This is a genomic window from Microbacterium meiriae, from assembly GCF_040702565.1.
GTDB lineage: Bacteria > Actinomycetota > Actinomycetes > Actinomycetales > Microbacteriaceae > Microbacterium > Microbacterium meiriae.
The window spans coordinates 693282-718513 of the sequence record NZ_JBFBLJ010000001.1; the positions used below are offsets into that span (position 1 = coordinate 693282).

The 25232-nt window shown below is 69.9% G+C and carries 25 protein-coding genes; 16 read left to right on the top strand and 9 right to left on the bottom strand.

Annotation, left to right across the window (positions count from 1 at the left end):
- Positions 1-4 precede the first annotated feature (4 nt).
- Positions 5-1009: an isopenicillin N synthase family dioxygenase gene (locus AB0310_RS03280; protein WP_187663866.1), complete on the bottom strand. Its 1005-nt coding sequence runs from the start codon at positions 1007-1009 to the stop codon at positions 5-7.
- A 150-nt stretch (positions 1010-1159) separates the two neighbouring features.
- Here AB0310_RS03280 and efeU point away from each other — a divergent pair, with 150 nt between their 5' ends.
- From efeU to efeB, 3 genes are all read left to right on the top strand, one after another.
- On the top strand, positions 1160-2098 hold the full coding sequence (gene efeU, locus AB0310_RS03285) for an iron uptake transporter permease EfeU (RefSeq protein ID WP_366236576.1): 939 nt from the start codon (positions 1160-1162) through the stop codon (positions 2096-2098).
- Positions 2095-3327, top strand: a complete 1233-nt coding sequence (efeO, locus tag AB0310_RS03290; RefSeq protein WP_366236577.1) for an iron uptake system protein EfeO — start codon at positions 2095-2097, stop codon at positions 3325-3327. Before efeU ends, efeO begins: the two co-directional genes overlap by 4 nt.
- 67 nt (positions 3328-3394) lie before the next feature.
- Positions 3395-4657 carry an iron uptake transporter deferrochelatase/peroxidase subunit gene (efeB, locus tag AB0310_RS03295; protein ID WP_366236918.1) on the top strand — a complete coding sequence of 421 codons (1263 nt, stop codon included), beginning with the start codon at positions 3395-3397 and terminating at the stop codon, positions 4655-4657.
- Positions 4658-4664: 7 nt separating this feature from the next.
- Here efeB and AB0310_RS03300 read toward each other — a convergent pair whose 3' ends face one another.
- Both AB0310_RS03300 and AB0310_RS03305 read right to left on the bottom strand, forming a co-directional pair.
- Positions 4665-5549 (bottom strand): serine hydrolase domain-containing protein, encoded by an 885-nt coding sequence (locus AB0310_RS03300; RefSeq protein ID WP_366236578.1) that lies wholly within the window; start codon positions 5547-5549, stop codon positions 4665-4667.
- The gene (locus AB0310_RS03305) at positions 5546-6676 is read right to left on the bottom strand and encodes an acyltransferase family protein (protein ID WP_268776443.1); all 1131 of its coding nucleotides are present in this window, start codon (positions 6674-6676) and stop codon (positions 5546-5548) included. Before AB0310_RS03305 ends, AB0310_RS03300 begins: the two co-directional genes overlap by 4 nt.
- A 111-nt stretch (positions 6677-6787) precedes the next feature.
- Here AB0310_RS03305 and AB0310_RS03310 point away from each other — a divergent pair, with 111 nt between their 5' ends.
- The gene (locus AB0310_RS03310) at positions 6788-8014 is read left to right on the top strand and encodes an LLM class flavin-dependent oxidoreductase (RefSeq protein ID WP_366236579.1); all 1227 of its coding nucleotides are present in this window, start codon (positions 6788-6790) and stop codon (positions 8012-8014) included.
- 1 nt (position 8015) lies between these two features.
- The gene (locus tag AB0310_RS03315; protein ID WP_268776441.1) at positions 8016-8660 is read left to right on the top strand and encodes an FMN reductase; all 645 of its coding nucleotides are present in this window, start codon (positions 8016-8018) and stop codon (positions 8658-8660) included.
- Positions 8661-8767: 107 nt separating this feature from the next.
- Here the strand turns inward: AB0310_RS03315 and AB0310_RS03320 are convergent, their stop codons facing one another.
- Together AB0310_RS03320 and AB0310_RS03325 are read right to left on the bottom strand one after the other, a co-directional pair.
- Positions 8768-8947: a DUF5302 domain-containing protein gene (locus AB0310_RS03320; protein ID WP_136052140.1), complete on the bottom strand. Its 180-nt coding sequence runs from the start codon at positions 8945-8947 to the stop codon at positions 8768-8770.
- Between the two features lie 39 nt (positions 8948-8986).
- Positions 8987-9571, bottom strand: coding sequence for a DedA family protein (locus AB0310_RS03325; protein WP_366236580.1), 585 nt, complete (start codon positions 9569-9571; stop codon positions 8987-8989).
- A gap of 139 nt (positions 9572-9710) precedes the next feature.
- Between AB0310_RS03325 and AB0310_RS03330 the strand changes: the two genes are divergently transcribed.
- Entirely contained in the window at positions 9711-11651 is a 1941-nt protein-coding gene (locus AB0310_RS03330) for a GDSL-type esterase/lipase family protein (RefSeq protein ID WP_366236581.1), read from the top strand.
- A gap of 13 nt (positions 11652-11664) precedes the next feature.
- Here AB0310_RS03330 and AB0310_RS03335 read toward each other — a convergent pair whose 3' ends face one another.
- Positions 11665-12975, bottom strand: coding sequence for a UDP-glucose dehydrogenase family protein (locus tag AB0310_RS03335; protein WP_363444345.1), 1311 nt, complete (start codon positions 12973-12975; stop codon positions 11665-11667).
- Between the two features lie 359 nt (positions 12976-13334).
- On the opposite strand from AB0310_RS03335, the gene AB0310_RS03340 reads away from it, so the two are divergent.
- The 5 genes from AB0310_RS03340 (at position 13335) to AB0310_RS03360 (ending at position 18760) form a co-directional block, all read left to right on the top strand.
- Positions 13335-15611: a polyribonucleotide nucleotidyltransferase gene (locus AB0310_RS03340; protein WP_259953993.1), complete on the top strand. Its 2277-nt coding sequence runs from the start codon at positions 13335-13337 to the stop codon at positions 15609-15611.
- A gap of 213 nt (positions 15612-15824) precedes the next feature.
- Positions 15825-16853, top strand: a complete 1029-nt coding sequence (locus tag AB0310_RS03345) for an aldo/keto reductase (RefSeq protein WP_187664141.1) — start codon at positions 15825-15827, stop codon at positions 16851-16853.
- Between the two features lie 73 nt (positions 16854-16926).
- Positions 16927-17529 carry a histidine phosphatase family protein gene (locus AB0310_RS03350; RefSeq protein WP_187663877.1) on the top strand — a complete coding sequence of 201 codons (603 nt, stop codon included), beginning with the start codon at positions 16927-16929 and terminating at the stop codon, positions 17527-17529.
- A 56-nt stretch (positions 17530-17585) separates the two neighbouring features.
- On the top strand, positions 17586-18326 hold the full coding sequence (gene dapB / locus AB0310_RS03355; RefSeq protein ID WP_187663878.1) for a 4-hydroxy-tetrahydrodipicolinate reductase: 741 nt from the start codon (positions 17586-17588) through the stop codon (positions 18324-18326).
- Positions 18326-18760 (top strand): tetratricopeptide repeat protein, encoded by a 435-nt coding sequence (locus AB0310_RS03360; RefSeq protein ID WP_366236582.1) that lies wholly within the window; start codon positions 18326-18328, stop codon positions 18758-18760. Before dapB ends, AB0310_RS03360 begins: the two co-directional genes overlap by 1 nt.
- Before the next feature lie 12 nt (positions 18761-18772).
- Here AB0310_RS03360 and AB0310_RS03365 read toward each other — a convergent pair whose 3' ends face one another.
- The 3 genes from AB0310_RS03365 to AB0310_RS03375 form a co-directional block, all read right to left on the bottom strand.
- Positions 18773-19198: an OsmC family protein gene (locus AB0310_RS03365; protein WP_259953991.1), complete on the bottom strand. Its 426-nt coding sequence runs from the start codon at positions 19196-19198 to the stop codon at positions 18773-18775.
- Between the two features lie 84 nt (positions 19199-19282).
- Positions 19283-19864, bottom strand: coding sequence for a DUF4395 family protein (locus AB0310_RS03370; RefSeq protein WP_187663881.1), 582 nt, complete (start codon positions 19862-19864; stop codon positions 19283-19285).
- Between the two features lie 20 nt (positions 19865-19884).
- Complete coding sequence (locus AB0310_RS03375; RefSeq protein WP_187663882.1) at positions 19885-20301, bottom strand: TlpA family protein disulfide reductase; 417 nt, start codon at positions 20299-20301, stop codon at positions 19885-19887.
- 113 nt (positions 20302-20414) lie between these two features.
- Between AB0310_RS03375 and AB0310_RS03380 the strand changes: the two genes are divergently transcribed.
- Genes AB0310_RS03380 through AB0310_RS03400 form a run of 5 tightly spaced genes read left to right on the top strand, consistent with a single transcriptional unit; the run spans position 20415 to position 25218 of the window.
- On the top strand, positions 20415-21224 hold the full coding sequence (locus AB0310_RS03380) for a thymidylate synthase (protein ID WP_187663883.1): 810 nt from the start codon (positions 20415-20417) through the stop codon (positions 21222-21224).
- Positions 21221-21697: a dihydrofolate reductase gene (locus tag AB0310_RS03385; protein WP_187663884.1), complete on the top strand. Its 477-nt coding sequence runs from the start codon at positions 21221-21223 to the stop codon at positions 21695-21697. Before AB0310_RS03380 ends, AB0310_RS03385 begins: the two co-directional genes overlap by 4 nt.
- Positions 21697-22458: an SDR family NAD(P)-dependent oxidoreductase gene (locus AB0310_RS03390; RefSeq protein WP_187663885.1), complete on the top strand. Its 762-nt coding sequence runs from the start codon at positions 21697-21699 to the stop codon at positions 22456-22458. Before AB0310_RS03385 ends, AB0310_RS03390 begins: the two co-directional genes overlap by 1 nt.
- Positions 22459-22510: 52 nt before the next feature.
- Positions 22511-23488 (top strand): 4-hydroxy-tetrahydrodipicolinate synthase, encoded by a 978-nt coding sequence (gene dapA, locus AB0310_RS03395; protein WP_187663886.1) that lies wholly within the window; start codon positions 22511-22513, stop codon positions 23486-23488.
- Between the two features lie 53 nt (positions 23489-23541).
- Positions 23542-25218, top strand: a complete 1677-nt coding sequence (locus AB0310_RS03400; RefSeq protein WP_259953985.1) for a ribonuclease J — start codon at positions 23542-23544, stop codon at positions 25216-25218.
- Positions 25219-25232 lie beyond the last annotated feature (14 nt).

A 25232-nucleotide genomic window follows, 5' to 3' on the forward strand; every position in this document is an offset into this window, starting at 1 on the left:
CCCGTCAGGCGGTGGCACCCACGAGATCAGGGTGGTGGATGGCCGCCACGTCGGGGTGTGCGCGCAGTCGAGACTTCATGGCGTTCTCGCCGTAGGTCGCGTGGATCGGATTGCTCGGGTCCTCGGTGACTCCGGTCGCCTCGGCGGCGAGGTCGGCAGGGAGCTCGAGCAACGGGAGCTGCTGATCGAGCGCCGGGTTGAAGAAGAACGGAATCGAGATGCGCTCCTCCGGCGCCCGTGGCGAGATCACCCGGTGGTTCGTCGCCTTGAGGTAGCCGCCGGTGGCGTACTCGAGCAGCTCGCCGATGTTGACGACGAAGGCGCCCGGCACCGGGGGAGCCGACACCCACTCGCCGTCACGCTCGACCTGGAGTCCGCCCTTGCCCGGCTCCACCCAGAGCAACGTCAGCACGCCGGAATCCTTGTGCGCACCGACACCCTGCTGCGGTTCCGGCTCGTTCGTTCCCGGGTATCGCACGATCTTGATCAGGGTGGACGGATCGCGGAACGGCTCGTCGAAGTAGTTCTCCTCCGCACCGAGGGTGAGGGCCCAGGCGCGCAGGAGCTTGCGGGCGATCTCCGTGAGGGTGTCGTGCCACTCCGTGACGACCTCCTTGAGCTCCGGCTGCGCGGCGGGCCAGAGGTTCGGTCCGGTGAGGCGGTTGAAGGCGGGGCCCCCTTCGACCGGCTCGCGTTCGGGGCCGATGTCGATCTGCTCGCGCCAGTCGACCTTGCCCTGCGTCCGCTCCCCGCCGACCCGGGTGTAGCCGCGGAAGTGCGGGCTGTTGACGTTCTCGATCGCGAGCTTGTCCTCCTCCGGCAGAGCGAAGAAGTCGAGGGCGGCCTGATGCAGCCGCGCTTCCAGTTCGGGAGAGATGCCGGTGCCGGTCAGGTAGAAGAAGCCGACATCGTGCGTGGCCGCGCGGAGGTCGTCGCGGAAACGCGCCGCGGCCTCGGGGCCGTCGTCGAGCTGGGACAGGTCGAGGATGGGGAGCGAGAGTTCAGCCATGGACCGAGGCTATGTCGCGGATGAGGCCCGAGGATGCTCTGTTGCACTCCATTACTTCGGTGGCCGGTGTCGGGCGGGCGCCGAGCACGGTGCTAGAGTCTCGTCGGTAAGGGATGCCTTACCTCAGTCGCCTGCCAGAGAGTGTCTCCCGTGCTCGCCACCTTCCTCATCGGACTCCGCGAGGGTCTCGAAGCCGCGCTCGTCGTCGGCATCCTCGTCGCTTACCTCCGCCGTCTCGGTCGCCGTGACGCGCTGCCGAAGATGTGGGCCGGGGTCGGCCTTGCGGTCGCCCTCGCTCTGGGCATCGGCGCGATCCTCACCTTCGGGGCCTACGAACTCACGTTCCAGGCGCAGGAGCTGATCGGCGGCGGGCTGTCCCTCGTCGCGGTGGCGATGGTGACGTGGATGATCTTCTGGATGCAGCGTGCCGGCCGCACCATGAAGGCGACCCTCGAGGGCGGCATCGACCGCGCGCTGACGGTGGGCGGTCTCTGGGCGCTCATCGCGATCGGCTTCGTCTCCGTCGCCCGGGAGGGGATCGAGACCACGCTGCTGCTGTGGTCGATGGTGCAGTCCTTCGGCGATGCCCCCTCGGCCCTCCTCGGCGCGCTCCTGGGACTCTCCGTGGCCGTCCTGCTCGGCTGGCTCATCTCCCGCGGGGCGCTGCGCCTGGACCTGCGGCGGTTCTTCGCCTGTACGGGTGGCTTCCTCGTGATCGTCGCGGCCGGTGTCCTCGCCTACGCTCTGATGGATCTGCAGGAGGCGGGAGCACTTCCCGGTCCCTTCACCGCCGCCGCTCCGCTCGACCCGGCCACCGGCGCCGTCGCCGTGGGCGCGGCCGGCTTCCCGTTCGGCTGGGCGTTCGACGTGTCGGCGGCGATCACTCCCGGCGGCGCGCTGGCCTCCGTCCTGCAGGCCACGGTCGGCTTCATGCCCGCCATGACCTGGCTGCAGGTGCTCGCCTGGGGTCTCTACATCCTCGTCGTGGGCGGGCTCTACCTCCGCGGCCCCCGCTCGGCACGCCCTTCGACGCGCGGCGCCTCCGCCGCCACCCCGACGTCCTCCCTCACACAGCAAGGAGCAGCATGATCACCTCGCACCGGGTCCTCGCCGCGGCAGCCGCCGCGGGCACCGCCGTCCTCCTCCTCAGCGGCTGCGTCGCGAAGAGCGATGCCCAGGCGACGGCGGCGTTCGACGTCTCATCCACCGCCACGGACTGCGCCGTCTCCGCGTCCACCGCGAAGAGCGGGACGCTGACGTTCGATGTGAAGAACGACACCGACCAGATCTCCGAGTTCTACCTGCTGGCCGAGGACGGTCTGCGGATCGTCGGCGAGGTCGAGAACATCGCCCCGGCTGCGTCCCGCACCCTCACGGTGGTCGCCCAGCCGGGCGAGTACTTCACGCTCTGCAAGCCGGGCATGGTCGGCGACGGTGTCGGCCGGGCCTCGTTCACGGTGACCGGAGACCGCGTGGCGGTGGACGGCCCCGACGCCGAGCAGAAGCAGAAGGCCGTCGATCTCTACGGGGCGTTCGTGAAGGATCAGGTCGGGCAGCTCGTGCCGGCCGTGGAAGACCTCGTGGCCGCCTACGAGTCCGGCGACGATGAGACCGCCCGCACGCTCTTCCCACAGACGAGGGCGTTCTACGAGCGCATCGAGCCCGTCGCCGAGGCGCTCGGGGACCTCGACCCGCGGATCGACTATCGAGAGGTCGATGCGGTGGCCGAGGGCCTGGACTGGACCGGCTTCCACCGCATCGAGAAGGACCTCTGGGTGCCGGCGGAGGACGCGCTGAACGCCGACGGAGAGACCCCGGCATGGCAGGACTGGGCGCCGTCCACGCCCGCGGAGCGCGCCGATTACGGCGACCTGCTCCTGGCCGACGTGCAGGAGCTGTACGACTACGTGCACTCGGACGACTTCACCACCGCACTGGACGACCAGGGGATCGGCGGCATCTCCAACGGCGCGATCGCACTGCTCGACGAGGTGGCCACCGGCAAGATCTCCGGCGAGGAGGACTGGTGGTCCGGCACGGATCTCTTCGACTTCGCCGCGAACGTCGAGGGCTCCAAGATGGCCTTCTCGCTGGTGCAGGACTTCGCCGCGGCGCAGGGAGACGACGGCGAGGCCCTCGTCTCCGAGATCGAGACCGGATACACCGCCCTCGAGGAGTCCCTCGCCGCGCACGGCTCGCTCGCAGAGGGCTTCGTGGGGTACGGCGAGCTGACCGAAGCGGACAAGCGGGAGTTCACCGATCTCATCAACGCCCTGGCGGAGCCGCTCTCGCAGCTCACCGGCACGGTGCTCGACTGACGACGGTGCACGGGTAGGCGTGGACGTGAACGAGTCGGAACCGGAGGCCCACGAGGCATCAGCGGGGGTGCCTACTGCGCCCTCCGGCGGCGGTCTCAGCCGCCGCGGGCTGCTCGGGCTGGCCGTCGGCGGCGGGGTCGCGGGCCTGGCCGTCGGCCTCGGGGCCGGGACGGCCGGCGGCGTGGCGCTCGGACGCGCACGAGCCGCGGAAGACGCCGAGTCGCGGTACGAGTTCTTCGGCGCGCACCAGGCGGGCATCACGACGCCCGTGCAGGACCACCTGCACTTCGCGAGCTTCGACATGATGCCCCGCACCGACCGGGACGACCTCATCTCCCTGTTGCAGGACTGGTCGTACGCCGCGGCACGGATGACGCAGGGCCTGGAGGTGAGTGCGAGCGGCGCGGTGAACGGTCCCGCCGAAGCGCCCCCGGATGACACGGGGGAGGCGCTGGGGCTCCCCGCCGCGGGCCTGACCCTCACGTTCGGGTTCGGTCCTGGACTGTTCGAGAACGAGGACGGCGATCGCTACGGTCTCGCCGCCCAGCGGCCACCCGGTCTCGAGCGGCTTCCGGCCTTCCTCGGGGACGACCTCGATCCCGCGGCGTCGCACGGCGACCTGTGCATCCAGGCCTGTGCCGACGACCCCCAGGTCGCGGTTCACGCGATCCGCAACCTCAGCCGCATCGCGTTCGGGCGGGCGCGCCTGCGCTGGTCGCAGCTCGGATTCGGTAAGACCTCTCGTACCACGGCCGGCCAGGCGACGCCGCGCAACCTCTTCGGCTTCAAGGACGGCACGGCCAACATCCTCGCCGACGACGCCACGGCGCTCGCGGACCACGTCTGGGTCTCGACCGACGACGAGCCGTCCTGGATGGCCGGCGGTTCGTACCTCGTCGCGCGGAAGATCGCCATGCTCATCGAGACCTGGGACCGGGTGCGGCTGGCCGAGCAGGACACGATCATCGGACGGGACAAGGGCGTGGGGGCGCCGCTCTCCGGCGGTGACGAGTTCACGGCCCCGGACTTCCGCGGCACGAAGATCGATGCGAACAGTCACGTCCGGCTCGCGCATCCCGAGCAGAACGACGGCATCCGCATCCTGCGCCGTGGGTACAACTACGTCGACGGCAACAACGCCCTCGGGCGACTCGACGCCGGGCTGTTCTTCCTGTCCTACCAGCGTAATCCCGCCCAGTTCATCAGCCTGCAGCGCCGACTGTCGACCGACCGTCTCAACGAGTACATCCGTCACGTGGGCTCAGGCATCTGGGCGATCCCGCCGGGCGCGCGACCGGGTTCGTACGTGGGGGCGGAGCTGTTCGCCTGAGCAGGACTCAGCCGGCGGCGACGTCTTCGAGGACGGCGACGGCGTCCGCGGCGAACGCATCCGCTCCGGCGTGATCGTGAGCGGTCACCGTCACCACCGCGTCGCCGAGGAACAGCAGCAGCTGGCCGTGGGCCCCGTGCAGCCGCCACGCCCGCCCCGGACCCTGCCAGCCCGCGAGCGCATAGCGGTCGTAGCCCGGGTTGACGCCCGCGACGACGCCGTCCTCGTGCATGGCGTCGATCCACTCCGGGGCGACCAGTCGACGACCCTGCCAGGAGCCGCGATCGCGGATGAGCAGCCCCAGGCGCGCGACCTCCTCGGTGCGGAGCGGCAGGCCGCCACCCGCCTCGATGCGTCCGTTCGGGCATCGCGACCAGACCACGTCCTCGATGCCGAGCGGGGCGAAGAGGTGCGTCGAGAGGTAGTCGCCGATGTCGCCCACGCGGGTCGCGAGGGCGGTCATCGCGGTATAGGTGCTCGCGTTGGAGTACTGGAACACACGCCCGCGCGAGGGCCGTCGCAGGAACTCGCGGGCCAGATCCGGCCAGTCCATCATCAGTGTCTCGGACCACGGAAGGTCGATGCCGCTCGACATCGACAGCAGGTGACGCAGGGTGACCTGAGCGACACCGTCGCCGAGCTCGTGGTCCGGGAGGAGGGTGGCGACGGTGTCGTCCAGGCGGATCAGTCCGTCGTCGGCGGCGAGGGCCGTGGCCAGCACGCAGACGCCCTTCGCGATCGAGTGCACGTCCTCCCGGACGTCGGGTGCCCAGCGGTGACCTGCGGTGTCCTCGCCGATGCGCACGTGGAGCCCGTGCGCGGCGAAACCCTGGGAGTCGGTGATGGCGACGAGCCGATCCCTGACCTCGGACGCGGGGTGGGCGGCTGTCATCGCGGACGCCGGGACCCGGTCGGATCGTTGCGGCGGCCTTCCCGCGACGCGAGCTCGGGATCGGCGAACAGCCACCGCGGCCGCGGCTCCACGAGCGGACGGAACACCCGCCGCACGGGCGTGGTCGCGAGCAGCAGTGCGAGGACCACCGAGAGCGCCGTGACCGCAGGGAGCCAGAACCAGGTCGGCTCGAGGTCGCGCAGCACGCCGCTCTCGCGGAACGGGTAGAGCACGAACGAGTGCAGGAGATAGACGTACATCGTGTACTGGCCGAAGGTGGTCCACCAGTAGGACCCGCGGGGGATGAGGACGAAGAACGCGGCGCAGAGGACGACGGCGAGGAGCAGGAGCGCGAAACGGATGCCGCCGGCCCACCACTGGTCCCCGACGAGGTCGGAGTAGGAGGCCTCGTAGAACAGCCAATGCCGCAGATCGGTGGCCTGCCAGACGGGGAGCCAGTTCCACGCAGCCCACCCGGCGGTGCCGAGGACGGCGACGGCGGTGATCCGGACCCACCACGGTCGGAAGTCGAGGAGGCGCAGGCGGTCGACGATGTTCCGCTCCCTGAGCCACCAGCCGAGGGCGAAGAAAGGCAGCAGGCCCAGGGTGCGCGAGAGCGAGAAGGTGCTGTCGACGTTCGGGAGATAGCCCGCGCCGACGGAGATGACCACCGTCCACAGCAACGGCCAGCGCAGCAGGGCGAGGTAGGGGAGGACGAGGCGGAAGATCCCGAGCGCGAGCAGGAACCAGAGCGTCCAGCTGGGCTGAGTGGGGTTCGGGGTGGTCTCTCCCTCCACGAGCCACTTGGTGAGCGTCCAGAGGGCCTCGAAGATGACGTAGGGGAGGATGATGTCGGTGATGACGCGGGCCATCTGCGTCCGGGTGGGGGAGCCCGATTTGGAGAAGTAGCCCGAGATGATCGCGAACGCCGGCATGTGGAAGGCGTACAGCGCCAGGTAGAGGGCGAAGGCGATGTCCGAGTCGTAGATGAGGCGCTGGATCGCGTGCCCCAGGACCACGAGGACGATGCAGGCGTACCGCGCGTTGTCCCAGAAGGGCACGCGTCGGCGTTTGCGGTCGACCGGCCCTGTGCTGGACCCCGTCGTCCCGACTCCGGTGGTGCTCATTCTCCGAGGCTACCGGCCGGGAATAAAGTTGCCCTGCACGCGTTGACCCAATTACATTCAAATGAATAGAACCGGATGTCGAGCATCCGATTCGGAGAACACGGAGCAATCATGAGCGAGCAGTCAGGCGCGCAGGCGATGCAGTTCGGCATCATGTCGGTCAGCGACATCACCCGCGACCCCACCACGGGAGTCACCCCCAGCGAGCAGGAGCGGATCAAGGCGACGCTGGCCATCGCGACGCATGCCGAGGAGGTCGGACTCGACGTCTTCGCGATCGGCGAGCACCACAACCCGCCGTTCTGGTCGTCCAGTCCCACCACGTTCCTCGCCGCGCTCGCCGCACAGACCGAGCGGCTCATTGTCTCGACCTCGACGACGCTGATCACGACGAACGACCCGGTGCGCATCGCGGAGGAGTACGCGATGCTGCAGCACGTCTCGGACGGCCGCATGGACCTCATGCTCGGTCGTGGCAACACCGGTCCGGTGTACCCCTGGTTCGGCCAGGACATCCGCCAGGGGCTTCCGCTGGCGATCGAGAACTACGCGCTCCTGCACAAGCTGTGGCGCGAGGACGTCGTGGACTGGGAGGGCAAGTTCCGCACCCCGCTGCAGGGCTTCACCTCGACCCCGCGTCCCCTCGACGGCATCGCGCCGTTCGTGTGGCACGGCTCCATCCGCACACCGGAGATCGCCGAGCAGGCCGCCTACTACGGTGACGGGTTCTTCGCGAACAACATCTTCTGGCCGAAGGAGCACTACCAGCGCCTCATCGAGCTGTACCGTCAGCGCTTCGAGCACTACGGTCACGGCACGCGGGAGCAGGCGATCGTCGGTCCCGGCGGCCAGGTGTTCATGGCGGCGAAGTCGCAGGACGCGGTGAACCAGTTCCGCCCGTACTTCGACAACGCCCCGGTCTACGGTCACGGTCCCAGCATGGAGGACTTCACCGAGATGACCCCGCTGACGGTGGGATCGCCGCAGCAGGTGATCGACCGGTACGCGGCGATGCGCGAGCACTACGGCGACTACCAGCGTCAGCTGTTCCTCATCGACCACGCCGGCCTGCCTCTGAAGACGGTGCTCGAGCAGCTGGACATCCTCGGTTCCGAGGTCGTGCCGGTGCTCCGCAAGGAGCTGGCGAAGGACCGCCCGTCCACGGTGCCCGACGCGCCGACCCACGCCGCGCGCGTGCAGGCGACCTACGGAGACGGACCCACCCGGCAGGCGCGTCCCGGCGCGAACCGCGGCGACAACCTCACCGGGGACTCGCCCTACCAGGACACGCCGGCTCCCGCGGGAGCCGCGTTCGGACTCGGCCGGAAGGAGGCCTGACATGACCACGCGTCGCATCGCCGTCGTCTCGGCGGGTCTCTCCAACCCGTCGTCCACCCGGATGCTCGCCGACCGACTGGCGGCGGAGACCGTGAAGGCGCTCGCGGAGCGCGACATCGAGGCCACGGTCGACGTGATCGAGCTGCGCGACCACGCGCACGACATCACGAACAACATGCTGACGGGCTTCGCGCCGCCTGCACTCGAGACGGCGATCAACACCGTCGTCTCGGCCGACGCGCTGATCGCGGTGACGCCGATCTTCTCCACGAGCTACTCCGGGTTGTTCAAGTCGTTCATCGATGTGCTCGACCCGGACGCGCTCACGGGGAAGCCCGTGCTGATCGGGGCGAACGCGGGGACACCGCGGCACTCGCTCGCGATCGACTACGCGATCCGTCCGCTGTTCGCCTACCTGCACGCCGAGGCCGTCTCCACAGGGGTCTTCGCGGCGTCGAGCGACTGGGGCGGCGCCGGAGACGATGTCGCACCGTTGGCGAAGCGCGTCGAGAAGGGGGCGAGGGAACTCGCCGAGGCGGTCGCGCGCCGGGAGGCTGCCACCGTCGTCGACCCTTTCGATCCCGCGACCTACCTGGGTGAGGGGCGCTCGTTCGGCCACATGCTCGGCGGTCTCGCCGGAGAATGACAGGGAGCCTCTCGAGAGCGACATGCCCCGTGCCTTTCGGCGCGGGGCATGTCCGTGTCTGCGGAGAGGGATGCGGGAGCCGTGGACCGGCTCCCGCATCCGCACGGTCAACCGCTCTTGCGTCGGAACTCGCGCCGCGTCTGCGGGGCGTTGGCGGCGTGCACGGCGGAATCGCCGTCGAGGTGGGCCTCGCCCTGCCGGTGGTGCGCGTTCTTCTTCTCGAGCGCTTCCTTGAACTTGCGCTTCATGTCCTCCGAGGAGGAGCCGGCGCCTTCTTCGGTGCTCATGCTCCCGAGCCTAGGGCACGGCAGGAGCAGCGGCGAGTGTCACCGCTCCCGCCCTCGCGTGAGCCGGTCGACCCCGAGCCCGATACCGACGGCCAGGGCGACCGACACCGGGACCGCGACGAGGGGGCCGCCGGGCAGCACCGCGGCGACGAGCGCGCCGATCGCGGCCTGGTATGCCGCCCATCCGGTCGCGGCGAGCGTCACGAGAGCCAGATAGCGGGGCGGTTGGATCCGGGAGGCGCCCGCCACGAGGTTCACGGCGAGCCGGGCGAACGGGACGAAACGAGCGGTGAACAGCACCGTGGCCGTGCCGCGGTCCAGCCGGTCGCGTGCCCAGCCGAGGGCCTGCCGCATGCGGCGGCCTCTCATCCAGCCCCAGCGCTCGGTGCCGACGACGCACCCGATCAGATAGCAGCAGGTGTCACCGAGCGCTGCCGCCCCCGCCGCGCAGAGCACCACCGCCCAGAGCGCGGGCGTTCCGGTCGTCATCGCGACCGCGCCGAGGGCTGTCACGGCGATCTCCCCGGGGACGACGACGAAGAACGCGTCCCCGAGCACGAGCAGGCTCATCGCGGCCAGGCTCCAGGGACCGGCGAGGACGTCAGCGAGCAGGTCTGTCGACACCCCGCCACCCTGCCCTGAGACGGTGAACGGGAACCAACGCGCGGATAGCCGGTGACCCGTGATCCAGCATCCGGTGAACATCCGGTGCTCGACGCCGGTTTCTCGCAGCGGGGGCGAGGTGCACCGTCATCCTGAGGGGGTGAGAGTCGCGATCGTCACCGAGTCCTTCCTTCCGCACATGAACGGCGTGACCGGATCCGTGATGCAGATCCTCCGCCATCTGAAGCGCCGAGGGCACGAGGCCTGTGTGCTCGCTCCCGCCGCCACGGGCATCCCGGAGCGGTTGCACGGTGCCCCCGTCACGGCGATCCGCAGCGTGCCGCTCCCCGGATACCGGGATGTCCGCGTCGGCGCGGCGACGACCCGTCGGATCGGAACGGAGCTCGGCCGCTTCCGCCCCGATGTCGTCCACCTCGCGTCGCCGTTCGCCCTCGGGTGGCGCGGGCTGCTCGCCGCAGAACGCGGCGGCATCGGGACGGTCGCGGCCTACCAGACCGATGTGGCCGCATACACGGAGAGGTATCGCGTCGCCGCGACGACCGGTATGGCTCACGCCCACATCGCACGGCTCCACCGGCGAGCGACCCTCACGCTCGCGCCGTCCACCGAATCCGCGCAGCAGCTGGGTCACCTCGGCGTCGACCGACTCCGATCCTGGGGGAGAGGGGTGGACGCGGAGCGCTTCCACCCCTCCCGGCGCAGCGACGCGCTCCGAGCGGAATGGGGAGCGGAGATCGTCATCGGCTACGTCGGACGCCTCGCCGCCGAGAAGCAGGTGGAGGATCTCGCCGCGCTGCACGGCATCCCCGGCGCCCGTCTGGTCATCGTCGGCGACGGGCCACGGCGGGACCGGCTGCAGGAACAGCTTCCCGACGCTCTGTTCCTCGGGAGGCTCGACGGGGATGCGCTCGCCACCGCGCTGGCCTCCTTCGACGTGTTCGTGCATCCGGGAGAGAGCGAGACGTTCGGCCAGACGCTGCAGGAGGCCCACGCGAGCGGGGTGCCCGTGGTCGCCACCGGTCGCGGAGGGCCGCTCGATCTGGTGAGGGCCGGCGTGGACGGCTGGCTCTACCGCCCCGGGGACCTCGCCGACCTCCGCCGACGCGTGACCGCTCTCGCCGGGGACGAGCACACCCGCCGAGCGTTCGGGCACGCGGGCTGGAGCGCTGTGCAGGGACGAAGCTGGGAGCACCTCGGGGATCAGCTCCTGGGGCACTTCGAGGAGGCGCGGGCGCTGCACGCCGTGGACAGCCGTCTGCGCGCTCGCCGCCTCGTCCGACCGGAACCCGCCGCGCCCGCCCCGTCGCGACGGTGGCGGCGGGTGGTCGCGCTCGGCGACTCCTTGACCGAGGGACTGTGCGACCCCGGGCCGGACGGTGCTCTCCGCGGGTGGGCGGACCGGCTCGCCCTGCTCCTCGCCGCGCGGGGCGGCCTCCACTACGCCAACCTCGCGGTCCGCTCGAAGCGCGTGGCCGACGTGTGCGGCCCGCAACTGGAGCGCGCACTGGAGCTCCGACCCGATCTGGTCACCGTGCTGGTGGGCGCCAACGATCTCGTGAAGCACCGTGCCGCCGTGCCGGCGCTCGCCGCGAGTCTGGAGGCCGCCGTGCGGCGAGTGCGCGCGACCGGCGCCGACGTGGTCCTGGTCACCCCGTTCCTCCCGGACCGACGCGCGGCGGCGCTGTACACCCGGCGCTTCTCCGCCTTCGCCACGGCCCTCGCGGGGATCGCGGCGCGGACCGGTGCGATCCTCATCGACACGGATCTGCATCCGGTGCTGGCGGAGCGGCAGCACTGGGGCGAGGACCTGGTGCACCTCAGCAGTCGCGGACACCGCTTCCTCGCCTATCGGGTCGCCGAGGTGCTCGGGGTGCCGCACGCGGACGCGCTCGGGCTGCTGGATGCGGCCCTGCACGAGAACGAGCCGATCGGCCGCGCGGCCTGGTGGCGGCGGCACGCGCTGCCGTGGGTGTGGCGGCGACTCCACGGCCGTGCCGCGGGAGACGGCCGTCGGGCGAAGCACGACGACTACGTCTACGTGGGGCGCTCCTCCGTCGAGCGTGACGCCAGCGTGGTCTGAGGGACGGCAGCCCTCAGCGTCGCCCCATCCCGCGGTACGTCCAGCCGGCGGCTCGCCAGGCGGCGGCGTCCAGACAGTTCCGTCCGTCGATCACGATCCGGCCCCGCACGAGCCCGCCGGCGTGCTGCGGACTGAGCTCGCGGCGGTACTCGTCCCACTCCGTGACGACGACGACGGCGTCCGCGTCCCGCAGGGCCTCATCCCTGGACGACGTGTATCCGAGCTGCGGATGCCGCGCACGGGCGTTCTCGATCGCCGCCGGGTCCGTCACCACGACATCCGCGCCGAGTCCGCGCAGCCGCACGGCCACCTCCAGCGCGGGAGAATCGCGGACGTCGTCGCTGAAGGGTTTGAAGGCCGCGCCGAGCACGGCGATCCTCCGCCCGAAGACCAGGCCGTCCAGGGCATCGACGACCAGACGCACGGCGCGATCACGCCGGCGGAGATTGATGGCGTCCACCTCGTGCAGGAAGGCGACGGCCTCGCCGCGGCCGAGCTCCTCGGCGCGGGCGGCGAACGCGCGGATGTCCTTCGGGAGGCAGCCGCCTCCGAACCCGATCCCGGAGCCGAGATAGCGGCGGCCGATGCGTGAGTCGTGGCCGAGGGCTTCGGCGAGGAGGGTGACGTCGGCACCGGCCGCTTCGGCGACCTCGGCCATGGCGTTGATGAAGGAGATCTTCGTCGCGAGGAAAGCGTTGGCGGCACCCTTGACGAGCTCCGCGGTGGCGAGGTCCGTGACCAGGAACGGGGAGCCCGCATCGATCGCCGCGGCGTATACGCGGCGGAGCAGGTCGACGGCGGCGGCACCCTCCGGGGTGTCATCGGCCCCCACCACCAGGCGGTCGGGGGTGAGCGTGTCGTGGACGGCCCAGCCTTCCCGGAGGAACTCGGGGTTCCAGGCGAGCGTCGCCCCGGTCTGCTCGATCCGACGGGCGAGGCGCGCGGCCGTGCCCACGGGGACCGTCGACTTCCCGGCCACCACCGCGCCCGGCCGCAGGTGGGGGAGCAGCCCGTCGATCGCCGCGTCGATGTAGCGGAGGTCGGCCGCGGGACCGGAGGCGGACTGCGGGGTGCCGACGGCGAGGAAGTGCACATCCGCCCCGGAAGCGGCCGCCGCATCCGAGGCGAAGCGCAACCGCCCGGATCGCAGCCCCGCGTCGAGGAGCTCGTCGAGGCCCGGCTCGAAGAAGGGCGCGGCGCCTGCGGCGAGGTCGGCCACCTTGCGCTCGTCCACGTCGATGCCCACGACGTCGTGACCGAGCGAGGCCATCGCCGCAGCGTGCACCGCTCCCAGATACCCGCAACCGATCACCGACATCCGCATGCGCCCAGCACAGCCGACCCGTCCCTCGCCCCGGCGGACGGGCGGTGAACGTCGGGTGACCGTGCGGTGTCGTGACCGAACCGCGTGGGGAACCCTCGGGACTGAGGGCGCACGCTGGTAGTGTGGTCGAGGGTGACCCCGGTCATCCGACAATTTCACATCGACTCATGGAGCGATCGGCGGAGAAGCTGGTCCCCTGTGGTGGGTTCCTCGGCACACGTCGGGTGGCTTTCTACTGGTGGCCAGCGCAGGCGAGATTCGCGGGAGTGCCCGCGCGCCCGAACCCTTCCGTTCCGCTCCTTTGAACATGCTCGCGCGTCACACGGATTCGCGAGTCTAAACAAAGAAGGAGAGACCTCTTGGAAGGTCCTGAAATCACCGCCACCGAGGCCGTTCTCGACAACGGCCGCTTCGGCACCCGCACCATCCGCTTCGAGACCGGCCGCCTCGCGCAGCAGGCTCAGGGCGCCGTCGCCGCCTACCTGGACGGCGAGACCATGCTGCTCTCGGCCACGAGCGCGGGCAAGCACCCGCGTGAGGGCTTCGACTTCTTCCCGCTGACGGTCGACGTCGAGGAGCGCTCCTACGCCGCCGGCAAGATCCCCGGCTCGTTCTTCCGTCGTGAGGGTCGCCCCTCGACCGAGGCGATCCTGGTCTGCCGTCTGATCGACCGTCCGCTGCGTCCGTCGTTCGTCGACGGTCTGCGCAACGAGGTCCAGATCGTCATCACGGTCCTCTCGATCGCCCCGGGCGAGTTCTACGACGCCCTCGCAATCAACGCCGCCTCCGCGTCGACGCAGATCTCGGGTCTGCCGTTCTCGGGCCCCGTCGCCGGTGTGCGCCTCGCGTTCATCCCCGGTCACGGCCAGCACGAGGACCAGTGGGTCGCGTTCCCGACCGCCGAGCAGGTCTCCGAGGCCGTGTTCGACCTGATCGTCGCCGGTCGCGTGGTCACCAAGGCCGACGGCTCCGAAGACGTCGCGATCATGATGGTCGAGGCCGAGGCGACCGAGGGCAGCTGGAACCTGATCAAGGCCGGCGCCACCAAGCCCGACGAGACCATCGTGGCCCAGGGCCTCGAGGCCTCGAAGCCCTTCATCGCCCAGCTCGTCAAGGCGCAGGCCGAGCTCGCCGCCACCGCGTCGAAGGAGCCGGGCGTCTACCCGGTCTTCCCCGCGTACAGCGACGAGGTCTATGACTTCGTGTCCGAGCGTGCCTTCGCCGAGCTGAGCGACGTGTACCAGATCGCCGACAAGAGCGAGCGTCAGAACGCCGACGACGCGATCAAGGATCGCGTCAAGGCCGAGCTCATCGAGGCCACCGAGGCGGGCTCGCTCCCGGCTGCGGCACCGCTGGAGTTCTCCGCGGCGTACAAGTCCGTCACGAAGAAGATCGTCCGCGGTCGCATCCTCACCGAGGGCACCCGCATCGACGGCCGCGGCCTGGCGGACATCCGTCCGCTCGACGCCGAGGTGCAGGTCATCCCGCGCGTGCACGGCTCCGCGATCTTCCAGCGCGGCGAGACCCAGATCCTGGGCGTCACCACGCTGAACATGCTCAAGATGGAGCAGCAGATCGACTCGCTGTCGCCCACGACGAGCAAGCGCTACATGCACCACTACAACTTCCCGCCCTACTCGACCGGTGAGACCGGCCGCGTGGGTTCGCCGAAGCGTCGCGAGATCGGGCACGGCTTCCTCGCCGAGCGCGCGCTCGTGCCGGTGCTGCCGAGCCGCGAGGAGTTCCCGTACGCGATCCGTCAGGTGTCCGAGGCGCTCAGCTCCAACGGCTCCACGTCGATGGGTTCGGTGTGCGCCTCGACCCTGTCGCTGCTGAACGCGGGTGTGCCGCTGCGCGCTCCCGTCGCCGGCATCGCGATGGGTCTGGTCTCCGACGAGGTGAACGGCGAGACCCGTTACGCGGCGCTGACCGACATCCTGGGTGCCGAGGACGCGCTGGGTGACATGGACTTCAAGGTCGCCGGTACCAGCGAGTTCGTCACCGCCATCCAGCTCGACACGAAGCTCGACGGCATCCCGTCGTCGGTGCTCGCGGGCGCGCTGACCCAGGCCAAGGATGCTCGTCTGACCATCCTCAACGTCCTCAACGCCGCGATCGACGCGCCTGACGAGATGGCGCCCACCGCGCCGCGCGTCATCAGCGTCCAGATCCCGGTCGACAAGATCGGTGAGCTGATCGGCCCGAAGGGCAAGACGATCAACGCGATCCAGGACGAGACCGGTGCGCAGATCTCCATCGAGGAGGACGGCACCGTCTACATCGGCGCGACCGACGGCCCCTCGGCCGAGGCCGCCCGCGCCCAGGTCAACGCGATCGCCAACCCGACCAACCCGGAGGTCGGCGAGCAGTTCCTCGGCACCGTCGTGAAGATCGCCACCTTCGGCGCCTTCATCTCGCTGCTGCCGGGCAAGGACGGCCTGCTGCACGTCACCGAGGTGCGCAAGCTCGCCGGTGGCAAGCGTGTGGAGAACGTCGAGGACGTGCTCTCCGTCGGCCAGAAGATCCTCGTCAAGATCACGAAGATCGACGACCGCGGCAAGCTGTCGCTCGAGCCCGTGCTCGACGACGCACCCGCCGCGGACGAGGCTCCGGCCGAGGACGCCGCCGCCGAGTAGGACACGGTCGGCACGGAACCCGGGTCCCTCCGTCGGGAGGGGCCCGGGTTCCGTCGTCTGATCCGTGATCGAAACGTTATGGGAAGTTTGCGCGCCGTTCCCCGGATTGGCCGGGACGCTCGCGCGCGTCGCATACCCTCGAAGTACGCACCGGGGGGTGCCGGAGAAGCAGTGATGTCGATCGGTCCAGCCGATCGCAGCGGGGGTGAGAGTATGCGGTTGTTCGGCGTAGGCGCAGGTCCCGACGCGGAACGCGTCGCGCTCGAGCACGAGGATCATCCCTCCGCCCCGATCCCCATCGTCGGCCCCGGTGTGGGGGAGTCCATCCGCACCGCCATCGGCGAGACCGGATACGAGACGTTCCCGTTGATGCTCGGCGCCGCGGAGTTCGGGTGGAACGTCGATCTCGAGACGAGCCACGGCATCCTCGATCGCTACGTGGAGTTCGGCGGCAACGCCATCCATACGGCGGACGGATTCTCCGGCGGTCGGAGCGAGCACATCCTCGGGCAGTGGCTGCGGTCGCGCGACCAACGGGAGCGCGTCGTCCTCAGCGTCCGCATCGGAGCGCATGCCGACAACCCCGGTCTGGGGTCGGTCAACCTCGTCCGCGCCGTCGAGGGGTCGCTCACCCGGCTCGGCGTCGAGCGCATCGACGTGCTGTACCTGGACGCCACGCTGGATGCGACCACCAACCTCGAAGACACGCTGGCCACGGTCGAGTGGCTCGTCGAGGCCGGAAAGATCGGCGCGCTCGGCGCGTACGGCTTCACCCCGGAGCGGCTGGTGGAGGCCCGCATCCTCGCGTCCGCAGGGTACCCGCGGATCACTGTGATCGACACGCCCTACAACCTCGTGCGGCGGCAGCCGTTCGAAGGCGATCTGCGGCTCGTGGCCGGCGCGCAGAACCTCGCGGTCACGCCCTCCCATGCGCTGGAGCACGGGTTCCTGTCCGGGCGCCACCGCACCAAGGCGCTCGCGTCACGAGGCGTCCGCGGAGAGCAGTTGCGAGGGAATCTCAACCGCCGCGGTACGAAGGTGCTGCGCGCGCTGGATCAGGTGGCCGCCGAACTGGCAGTGCCGGTGGCCGCTGTGTCCATCGCCTGGCTGCTCGCGCAGCGCACGGTCGCCGCGCCGATCGTGAACACATTCGCGACCGACCATGTCGACGAGCTCATGCAGGGCGCCGGTGTGACGCTGTCCCGGGCGCAGGTGGCCGACCTCACCCGCGCGGGCGCCTGAGCTTCCGCTGCCCGTGACATAGGGTGGAAGAGGAAGACCGGCGGATGCTGGCGATGAGGCGAGCGAGCGAGTTGTGACGCACTACATATATCTGGTCAGACACGGTGAACATCAGGATGCCGAGCACGGTCTCGCCGACGGACCCCTTTCGCCGCGCGGCCAGCGGCAGGCGGAGCTGATCGCGGATCGGCTGTCCGGGCTCCCGCTCGACGCCGTGTGGCATTCGCCGCTGCTCCGCGCGGCCGAGACGGCGCGATCGATCGCCGGTCGCCTCCCGTCCGTGGACCCCGCGCCGTCCGCTCTGCTGTTCGACTGCGTCCCCACGGGGATGACAGAGGAGACCCCGGCGGTGTTCGAACCCTTCTTCGGCTCGGTGACCGAAGCCGAGATCGAGGCCGGTCGCGCCCAGATGTCCGACGCCGTCAACGAGTTCCTCGTGCGGAAGACCGGAGACGTGCACGAGGTGCTCATCACACACAACTTCGTGATCTCGTGGTTCGTGCGCGAGGTGCTCGCCGCACCCGACTGGCGGTGGATGACGCTGAACCAGTCGCACTGCGGACTGACCGTGATCGCCCAGAAGCAGGGTCGGCCGTGGACCCTGCTCACGCACAACGACACCGGCCACCTCCCGATGGAGTTGCGGACGGGGATTCCCGACGCGCTGTTGGTGTGATCACCGTATCCGCGCGCCGCGGCCTCCGCTCGACGCCCGGAAAATAGACTGGACGCATGACCACGAAGGTAGCCCTCGTCGGCGGGACCGGAAAGCTCGGAACGATCATCGGCGCGGTGATCGGCGAGCTGGAAGGCTTCGAGGTGAGCCGGGTGCTGACCTCGGCGAGTGACCTCTCGGAGCTCGCGGGAGCGGACCTCGTGATCGACGCGTCCACTCCGCAGATCAGCATCGATGTGGTCCGCACCGCCGTCGAGCACGGCCTCAACATCCTCGTCGCCACCTCCGGCTGGTCGGCCGAGCGGATCGCGCTCGTGCGGCCGCTGGTCGAGGCCGCTGACACCGGAGCGGTCTTCATCCCCAACTTCTCCCTCGGCTCCGTGCTCGGTTCGGCCCTCGCCGCGGCCGCCGCGCCCTACTTCGGCTCCGCGGAGATCGTCGAGGCGCATCGGGAGACCAAGGTCGACTCCCCGAGCGGTACCGCCGTCCGCACGGCGGAGTTGATCGCCGCCGCGAGGGCGTCCCAAGGCCCCGTCAGCGCCCCGCATGCGGATCAGCGCGCGCGGGGTCAGCAGGTCGGCAGCGTGCCCATCCACTCCCTCCGGCGGCCCGGGGTGATCGCGAAACAGGAGGTGATCCTGTCCGGACCGGGGGAGTCGCTCACGTTCACGCATGACACCACCGACCCGGCGCTGGCCTACGCGCCGGGGATCCGGCTGGCTGTGCCGTATGCGGCCACCGCGTCCGGAGTCGTGGTCGGTCTGGAGAACATGCTCGACATCGGCATCCGCTCGTGATGTCGCGGATCGGGGTCGCACTGATGGCGGCGGCCCTCCTGCTGTACCTCGCGGTCGCGGGCTGGCTCGCGGTCATGTTCCTGGCCGTCGGGACGCCGGTCTCCATCGGGATGGGCGTCACCCTCCTCGTGCTCGCCCCCGTCGGCGGATGGGCCCTGGCTCGCGAGATGCTCTTCGGTTTCGGAGCGGATCGTCTGGGGCGTCTGCTCGACGCCGAAGGCGGAATGCCGCCGGTCGAGACCGAGCTCACGCCCAGTGGCCGCATCGCCAGGAAGGACGCGGACGCGCTCGTCGCGCGCTACACGGCGGAAGCGGAGGCGGCACCCACGGACTGGCGTGCGCGCTACCGGCTCGGCGTCGTGCAGGATGCCGCGGGGCGCAGGAAGGACGCCAGGGCGAGCATCCGGCAGGCGATCAGCCTGTCCCGCGCCTGACGTCCACGGAGCTCAGGCGAGCGTCGCCTCGAGGGTGATCTCGATGCCTGCGAGAGCCTGGGACACCGGGCACCCGGTCTTGGCGCCCTCGGCGATCTCCTGGAACTTCTCCGGAGTCAGACCCGGAACCGTGGCGTTGACGTTGAGGTGGCTGCCGGTGATGCCGACGCCTGGCTTGAAAGTGACCGAGGCGCTGGTGTCGACGCGCTCCGGCGGGGTGCCGTTCTCGGCGAGGGCGTGCGAGAGCGCCATGCTGAAGCAGGAGGCGTGGGCCGCGGCGATGAGCTCTTCCGGCGTCGTGGTGGTGTCGCTGCCCTCGCTGCGGGACTTCCAGTCGATCGGGAACGTCCCCAGATGCGAGGAGGAGAAGGCGACCGTGCCGGAACCCTCCATGAGCGATCCGGTCCAGGTGGCGGCGGCTTCACTGGTGACGGGCATGATTCCTCCGGTTCTGACGCCACCGGGGGAGCGGCGTCGCTTGGTCGCCAGCCTACCGAGCGACCCGGCCGTCGGAAACCGGGATCACGCGGTGCGGCGCGTTCTCCCGGTCAGCCCGACGCGCTGCAGCAGGAGGTAGAGCTGGCAGCCGAGACAGAATGCGAACACGGCGTTGAGGAAAGCGGCGAGGAACGCTGCGGCGGTGGCGATCGGAAGGGCCCACGGCACGCCGGCGAGGTGGAGCAGGAGGCCGAGCCCCACCACGACGAGGCCCACGCCTTGGGCGAACCGCGGGGGGCGGGGATCCTCCAGTTCGACGGGCGGCGCCAGGCGCGGACGGACGAGGCGGCGGTAGAGCACGCCCCACGGTGCGGTGGCCGGCGAGACCACTCCCCAGAGGAACAGCAGCGCGATCAGCGTCGCAAGGAGGAAGCCCGGGTCGAGCACGCGCGCGACGGGCTCTACTGACGGCAGTGCCCACGCGCCCCCCGGTACGAAGACGGAGCCGCTCTGCGGCTGGACGGCGAACCAGCCGGCGCGCTCTGCGCCGGCGGGAGTCGTGGAGATGCCGATGAGTGCGAGGAACGTCGCAACGGCGAGGAGGAATGCGGTGATCGCGGCGGCGAAACGGGGGCCTCGCGGGTCGATCCCAGCGGATGTCGTCATCGGGTTCTCCAGACTGCGCTTCAGACGAGGGTGGCGACGGCTGTGGCCAGGGCATCCCGGGCGGGCACGCCCCCGAATCGGGCTCGGACGACACCCGAGGCGTCGACGAGGAACGTGGTGGGGGTCTGCAACACCCGGTACCGGGCGGAGAGGTCGGGTCGGTGCGTGAGGTCGACCTCGATGTGTGCGAGCCCTGTCGTCTCGGCAGCGTACGCGCCGAGCAGCCGGCGCACCTGCGGACACCGGGTGCACATCTCGGTGCTGAACTGCACGAGGGTCGCGCTCGCGCCGAAGGCTGCGCCCGCCGCATCCGCCGGCTCGAACCTCAGGTCGCCGCCGTTGCGTCGACGACCCTCACGCCGACGAAGCGCGAGACCGACGAGGGTGGCGAGTGCGAGAAGCGCGGCCACGGCGGCGAGGGCGAGTGCGGGGGACACACGTCGAGCGTACGGCCGGAGGACCAGGGGTGCCGCGATGTGTCCATCCGTGACGAGAACATCGCGCCGATGACACCGCCTTCGGGGCGACCGAGGCGGGTATCCTGACAACCATGAGCGCCGCTGTCCCGACTCCGTACGAAGACCTGCTCCGCGACGTGCTCGAGACGGGCACGCACAAGAGCGATCGCACAGGGACCGGGACCACGAGCGTGTTCGGGCGGCAGATCCGCTTCGATCTCGCGGAGGGCTTCCCGCTCATCACCACGAAGCGCGTCCACTTCAAGTCCATCGCGTATGAGCTGCTCTGGTTCCTGCGCGGCGATTCCAATGTCCGCTGGCTGCAGGAGAACGGCGTCTCGATCTGGGACGAGTGGGCGGACGAGGACGGCGACCTCGGCCCCGTGTACGGCGTCCAGTGGCGATCCTGGCCGACTCCCGACGGCGGCAGCATCGATCAGCTGGCCGAGGTCATCGAGCAGATCCGGACGTCGCCGGACTCGCGGCGCCTTCTCGTGTCTGCCTGGAACCCCGCGGACATCCCGGACATGGCCCTCGCACCGTGCCACGCGCTGTTCCAGTTCTACGTCGCCGACGGCAAGCTCTCCTGTCAGCTCTACCAGCGCAGCGCGGACATGTTCCTCGGCGTGCCCTTCAACATCGCCTCCTACGCGTTGCTGACGATGATGATCGCGCAGCAGGTGGGGCTGGAGCCGGGCGACTTCGTCTGGACCGGCGGGGACTGCCACGTCTACGACAACCACGTCGAGCAGGTGCGTGAGCAGCTCACGCGAGAGGCCTACCCGTACCCGACGCTGCGGTTCGCGCGGAAGCCGGACTCGATCTTCGACTACCGGTTCGAGGACTTCGTCGTCGAGGACTACCAGCACCATGCACCGATCCGGGCGGCGGTGGCGGTATGACCTGGGTGGGACTCATCTGGGCCGAGGCCGCCGGAGGCGTCATCGGTGCTGAGGGCGGTATGCCCTGGTATGTGCCGGAGGACCTGGCGCACTTCAAGGAGACCACGCAGGGCGCACCTGTCGTCATGGGACGGAAGACCTGGGATTCGCTGCCGGAACGGTTCCGGCCGCTCCCCGGGCGCGACAACATCGTCGTGACCCGCCAGCAGGACTGGGCGGCCGACGGCGCCCGCCGTGCGGCCACGGTGTCCGAGGCCGTCCGCGGCCAGGAGAAGGTGTGGATCATCGGCGGGGCGGAGATCTTCCGTCAGGTGATCGCCGACGCTGACCGGCTCGAGGTCACCGAGCTCGACCTCGAGGTCGCCGGCGACACGTTCGCTCCGCCCAAGACCGGGTGGCGCGTGGTCGACGAGGGGGACTGGCTGACGTCCCGTACCGGCGTCCGGTATCGCTTCGTGAGGTACGAGCGCTGATGCCCACCGCACTGATCACCGGAGCCAGCGCCGGGCTGGGAGCCGAGTTCGCCCGTCAGCTGGCTCGTCGGCGCGCCGATCTCGTGCTCGTGGCCCGCTCGGAGGAGTCGCTGTCGGCTCTTGCGACGGAGCTGCGCGGCGAGTGGGGAGTGGCCGTCGAGGTGCTTCCGGCCGACCTGTCCGAGGAGGACGGCGTCGAACGCGTCGCGGCACGGCTCCGCGACCGGGACGACCCGATCGACCTGCTCGTGAACAACGCCGGCTTCGGGCTGCCGCTGCAGTTCGCCGACAATGACATCGAGGACGAGGTGCGGCATCTGCGCCTGCACGTCGAGGCCTCCATGCGCCTCATGCACGCGGCCCTGCAGACCATGCGGGGGCGGGGCGGCCGGATCATCAACGTCGCCTCGGTCGCAGGTTTCATCTCTCGATCGACGTACTCCGCGTGCAAGGCCTGGCTCATCGACTTCAGCCGCTGGGCGAACACGGCCTACGGTCCGGACGGCGTGAGCGTCACCGCGCTCTGCCCCGGCTTCACGCACACGTCGTTCCACGAGCGGATGGGTCTCGCGGTCGGCGAGGAGGGCGTGCCGTCGTTCCTGTGGCTCGATGCCCGAGACGTCGTGCGCGAAGGCCTCCGGGACGCCGCGCGCGGGAAGTCCGTGTCCATCCCCTCGCTGCGTTACAAGGCCGTCGTCGCCGTGACGAAGGTGCTGCCCCGATCCCTCACCGCGGCGGTCGCGCGTCGGGGTCGGGTCTGACGGTTCCCGTCACCGTCCGCGGCAGCGGCATCCGACCCGATACGCTGGACGCATGACGCACTCGGGCAACCCTTTCGGACAGGTTCTCGTCGCGCTCGTCACTCCGATGACGGCCGACGGCGAAGTCGACTGGCCCGCCGTCGAGAAGCACATCGATGACGTGATCACCGCAGGCGCGGACGGCATCGTCGTGACGGGAACGACCGGCGAGACCTCGACCCTGACGGACCCCGAGAAGCTCAAGCTCGTCGAGGTCGGGAAGTCCGTCTCCGCCGGCCGGGCGAAGATCATCACGGGCGGCGGATCGAACGAGACCGCGCACGCCATCGAGCTGTACAAGGCCAGCGAGAAGGCCGGCGCCGACGGCATCATGATCGTCACGCCGTACTACAACAAGCCGACGCAGGCCGGCATCCTCACCCACTTCCGGCTCGTCGCCGACGCGACCGATCTGCCGGTCATCCTGTACGACATCCCCGGGCGCACCGGTGTGCCGATCAAGTACGAGACGATCCTCCGGCTCGCCAAGCACCCGAACATCCTCGCGGTGAAGGACGCCAAGGGCGACTTCTCCGAGGTGAGCCGCGTGCTCAATCAGACCGACCTCATGTACTTCTCCGGTGATGACGCGAATGTGCTTCCGCACCTGTCGATCGGTGCGACCGGCCTCATCGGCGTGACCGCGAACGTGGCGTCCGCGCCCTACCGCACGATCATCGACGCCGTGAACCGCGGCGACCTCGCCACGGCGACTGCGGAGCACAAGCGCCTGGAGCCGCTGGTCCGCGCTGTCATGACGCACGTCCCCGGCACCGTCGCCGCGAAGTACATCCTGCACGGGCTGGGTCGCATCTCCAGCCCGCGCGTCCGCCTTCCCCTCGTCGGCCCGGAAGAGTGGGAGGCCGCCCTCATCGAGGACGAGCTCGACCTCGTCAGCGGCGTGCCGGGGGCGGACTTCTCGAACTTCCGGCCCGACCGCAACGCGGCCGCGGGCGGCGCCCTGCCGAAGGTGCACGGCACGACGCGCTGAGCCGCGTCACCATGAACGAACGGACGCGTGGAGTGTCCGACTGAGGAGACAGCATGTCCATTCCCCTGGCCGAACCGTCCGCTCTCGACGAAGGGACGCTCCGGGTCATCCCGATCGGCGGCCTGGGGGAGATCGGTCGCAACATGACCATGTTCGAGTACGACGGGAAGATCCTGATCGTCGACTGCGGCGTGCTCTTCCCGGAGGAGCACCAGCCGGGGGTCGACCTGATCCTCCCGGACTTCGAGCCGATCCGTGATCGCCTCGATGACATCGTCGGCGTGGTGCTCACACACGGTCACGAGGACCACATCGGTGCCGTGCCCTACCTCCTGCGTCTGAAGAGCGACATCCCCCTGATCGGCTCCGGGCTCACGCTCGCGCTGGTCGAGGCGAAGCTCAAGGAGCACCGCATCAAGGCCTTCACCCTCACCGTGAAGGAGGGTCAGGAGGAGCGGGTCGGTCCGTTCGACCTGGAGTTCGTCGCGGTCAACCACTCCATCCCGGACGCCTTGGCGGTGGCCATCCGCACCCCTGCCGGCATGGTCCTCGCCACCGGCGACTTCAAGATGGACCAGCTGCCGCTGGACGGTCGGATCACCGACCTGCGCGCGTTCGCCCGCCTCGGGGAAGAGGGCGTCGACCTGTTCCTCGTCGACTCGACCAACGCCGACGTTCCCGGTTTCACCCCGACGGAACGCTCCATCGGCCCCGTGCTCGACCAGGTCATCGCGAAGGCGCCGCGTCGCGTCATCGTCGCGAGCTTCTCCAGCCACGTCCATCGCGTGCAGCAGGTGATCGATGCCGCACACGCCAACGGGCGCCGCGTCGCGTTCCTCGGACGCAGCATGGTGCGGAACATGACGATCGCCGAGCAGCTCGGCTATCTGAAGGTGCCGTCGGGCGTGCTGATCGACTTCAAGAAGGCACGCGACCTCCCGGACGAGCAGATCGTCTACATGTCGACAGGGTCGCAGGGCGAGCCGATGGCCGTGCTGAGCCGGATGGCGAACATGGACCACGCGATCGAGATCAGCGAGGGCGACACCGTCATCCTCGCCTCCAGCCTCATCCCGGGCAACGAGAACGCGGTCTACCGCGTCATCGACGGCTTGACCAAGCTCGGCGCCAACGTCGTGCACAAGGCGAACGCGAAGGTGCATGTCTCCGGACACGCCGCCGCGGGTGAGCTCATCTACTGCTACAACATCCTCAAGCCGAAGAACGTCCTGCCGGTCCACGGCGAGTACCGGCACCTCATCGCCAATGCCAAGCTTGCACAGGACACCGGGGTGCCGGAGGACAACACGATCATCGCCTCGAACGGCACCGTGATCGACCTCAAAGGCGGCATCGCGAAGGTCGCGGGCCAGCTCGACCTCGGCTTCGTCTACGTCGACGGCTCGACCGTCGGCGAGATCACCGATGCCGACCTCAAGGACCGCCGCATCCTCGGAGAAGAGGGCTTCATCTCGGTCATCGTCGTCGTGGACGCCACGACCGGACGCATCATCTCGGGTCCCGAGATCCACGCCCGAGGTGTGGCGGAGGACGACGCGGTCTTCGACGACGTCGCGCCGAAGATCGTCGCCGCGCTCAAGGAGGCGTCGGGCAACGGGGTGCGTGACACGCATGCGCTGTCCCAGGTCGTCCGCCGGACGATCGGTCGTTGGGTGAACCAGAAGCTGCGCCGCCGTCCGATGATCGTGCCTCTCGTCATCGAGGCCTGACCCTCCGATACGGC